This is a genomic window from uncultured Amnibacterium sp., assembly GCF_964244015.1.
Classification (GTDB): Bacteria; Actinomycetota; Actinomycetes; order Actinomycetales; family Microbacteriaceae; genus Amnibacterium.
In genome coordinates this window covers 1-2,945 of record NZ_CAXTHO010000201.1, presented here as the reverse complement: position 1 = coordinate 2,945, position 2,945 = coordinate 1, and the positions used below count along the sequence as shown (strand labels likewise).

At 72.1% G+C, this 2,945-nt stretch carries 1 protein-coding gene; it reads left to right on the top strand.

Annotated elements, in window-relative coordinates; all coding sequences use genetic code 11:
- Nucleotides 1-2,786 (top strand): translation initiation factor IF-2 (gene infB, locus ACFE67_RS14770; RefSeq protein ID WP_375407628.1); only part of this gene is annotated, 2,786 nt, incomplete at its 5' end.
- Nucleotides 2,787-2,945: the final 159 nt, after the last annotated feature.

Sequence of the window (2,945 nt, the reverse complement as noted above, 5' to 3'; positions counted from 1 at the left end):
CGAAGCTCAAGGAGATGGGCGAGTTCGTCAAGGGCCCGTCGTCCTCCGTCGAGCCACCGGTCGTGCGCAAGCTCAGGGCCAAGCTCGCGGCCGACGGCATCGCGACCGCCGGCGGACCAGCCGGCCCGCGCCCCGGTGCGCCGATGGCCGGGCGTCCGTCGCCGGCCGGGCAGGCGCGCCCCGCCGCCCCCGCCCCTGCGCCGCGTCCGGCCGCAGCGCCGGCGGAGACGCCTGCCGCAGCACCCGTCGCAGAGCGTCCGGCTCAGCAGGCCGCACCTGCGGCGCCTGCACCTCAGCAGCCCGTCGTCGAGCGGCCCGCCGCGTCGACCGCAGGCGATGTCGAGCACCCGGTGCAGGAGCGCCCCGGTGCGCCCCGCCCCGCTTCCGCAGCCCCCGGTGCGGGCTCGATCCCGCGACCGGGCGGCGCCCCGCGCCCCGGCCAGTCCCGTCCCGGCAACAACCCGTTCGCCTCCAGCCAGGGCATGGGCCGTCCCTCCGCGCCGCGTCCGGGCAACAACCCGTTCGCGTCGAACCAGGGCATGCGTCCCGGTGGCCCGGCCGCCGGGTCGACCGGCGGCGGCGCCACCGGTGGTATCCCGCGTCCGGGTGCTCCTCGCCCCGGTGCTCCCCGTCCCGGTGCGCCTCGCCCCGGCGGTCCCCGTCCCGGCGGTCCCGGCATGGGTGCGCCGCGTCCCGCGGGCTTCGGCGCGCGGCCGAGCTTCCAGCGTCCCGGCGGCGCCGGCGGCGGTGCGGGTCGTCCCGGCGGCGCCCCCGGTGCCGGCGGCGGCTTCCAGCGTCCCGCAGGCGGCTTCAGCGGTCCCCGCCCCGGCGGCGGCGGCCGAGGCCGTGGCCCCGGTGGCGGCACCGCAGGCGCGTTCGGCAAGGGCGGCGGGAAGTCCCGCCAGCGCAAGTCGAAGCGGACGAAGCGCGCCGAGTTCGAGATGCGGTCCGCCCCGAGCCTCGGCGGCGTCAGCGTCCCCCGCGGCGACGGCAACGCGATCGTCCGCCTCCGGCGCGGCGCCTCCATCACCGACTTCGCCGACAAGATCGACGCGAGCCCCGGCAACCTCGTCACAGTGCTGTTCCACCTCGGTGAGATGGCCACGGCCACGGAGTCGCTGGACGAGGCGACGTTCCAGGTGCTCGGCGACGAGCTGGGCTACAAGATCCAGATGGTCTCTCCGGAGGAGGAGGACCGCGAGCTGCTCGACGGCTTCGACATCGAGTTCGAGTACGACGAGGACGACGAGGACCTGGAGATCCGGCCCCCGGTCGTCACCGTCATGGGTCACGTCGACCACGGCAAGACGAAGCTGCTCGATTCCATCCGGAACGCCAATGTGGTGGCCGGCGAGGCCGGCGGCATCACCCAGCACATCGGTGCGTACCAGGTGTGGAAGGAGCACGAGGGCTTCGAGCGGGCCATCACCTTCATCGACACCCCGGGTCACGAGGCGTTCACCGCCATGCGTGCCCGCGGTGCGCAGGTGACGGACCTCGCGATCCTCGTGGTCGCCGCCGACGACGGCGTCATGCCGCAGACGATCGAGGCGCTGAACCACGCCCAGGCCGCCGGCGTGCCGATCGTCGTCGCGGTGAACAAGGTCGACCGGGAGGACGCGAACCCGGCGAAGGTCCGGCAGCAGCTCACCGAGTTCGGCCTGGTCGCGGAGGAGTACGGCGGGGACACCCTGTTCGTCGACGTGTCGGCCCGCAACGGCACCGGCATCGACGAGCTGATGGAGGCGGTCCTGCTGACCGCCGACGCCGGGCTCGACCTGCGTTCCAACCCGAACCGGGATGCGCGCGGCGTGGCGATCGAGGCGCGGCTCGACAAGGGCCGCGGTGCGGTCGCGACGGTGCTCATCCAGTCCGGGACGCTGCGCGTCGGCGACTCGATCGTGGCGGGCACGGCCTACGGCCGCGTCCGTGCGATGAGCGACGAGAACGGCGTCGCCATCGCCGAGGCGTACCCGGCCCGGGCCGTCCAGGTGCAGGGACTCTCCTCGGTGCCGCGTGCCGGCGACACCTTCCTCGTCACCGAGGAGGACCGCACGGCCCGTCAGGTCGCGGAGAAGCGCGAAGCCGCCGAGCGGAACGCGCAGCTGGCGAAGGCCCGCAAGCGCATCTCGCTCGAGGACTTCATGGGTCAGATCGAGGCCGGCAAGGTCGATTCGCTGAACCTGATCATCAAGGGCGACGTGTCCGGTGCCGTGGAGGCGCTGGAGGAGTCGCTGCTGAAGATCGAGGTGGACGACTCCGTGCAGCTGCGGATCATCCACCGCGGGGTCGGCGCGGTCACCGAGTCGGACGTGAACCTGGCGACGGTCGACAACGCGATCATCATCGGCTTCAACGTGCGACCCGACCCGAAGGCCCGCGAGCGTGCAGCGCGCGAGGGCATCGACGTCCGGTTCTACTCCGTGATCTACGCGGCCCTCGAGGACGTGGAGAACTCACTGAAGGGGATGCTCAAGCCGGAGTTCGAGGAGGTCCAGTCGGGCCTCGCCGAGATCCGCGAGATCTTCCGCTCGTCCAAGGTCGGCAACATCGCCGGTGTCATCGTCCGCAGCGGCACGATCACCCGCAACGCGCGGGCCCGGGTCATCCGGAACGGCGTCGTGGTGGGGGACAACCTCCAGATCGACTCGCTGCGCCGCTTCAAGGACGATGTCACCGAGGTGCGCACCGACTTCGAGGCCGGCATCGGTCTCGGTCGCTTCAACGACATCCAGGTCGGCGACGAGATCGAGACGACCGAGACCAAGGAGAAGGTCCGCGTCTAGTCGTTCGGTGTTCACGGATCAGGGGATTCGGTGGCGCGAAGCGCTCCGAATCCCCTGATCCGTGAACACCTCATGAGAAGGAGGACCGATGGCTGACCACGGTCGGGCGGCGAAGCTCGGCGACCTCATCAAGGAGATCATCGCGAAGCGCCTCGAGAA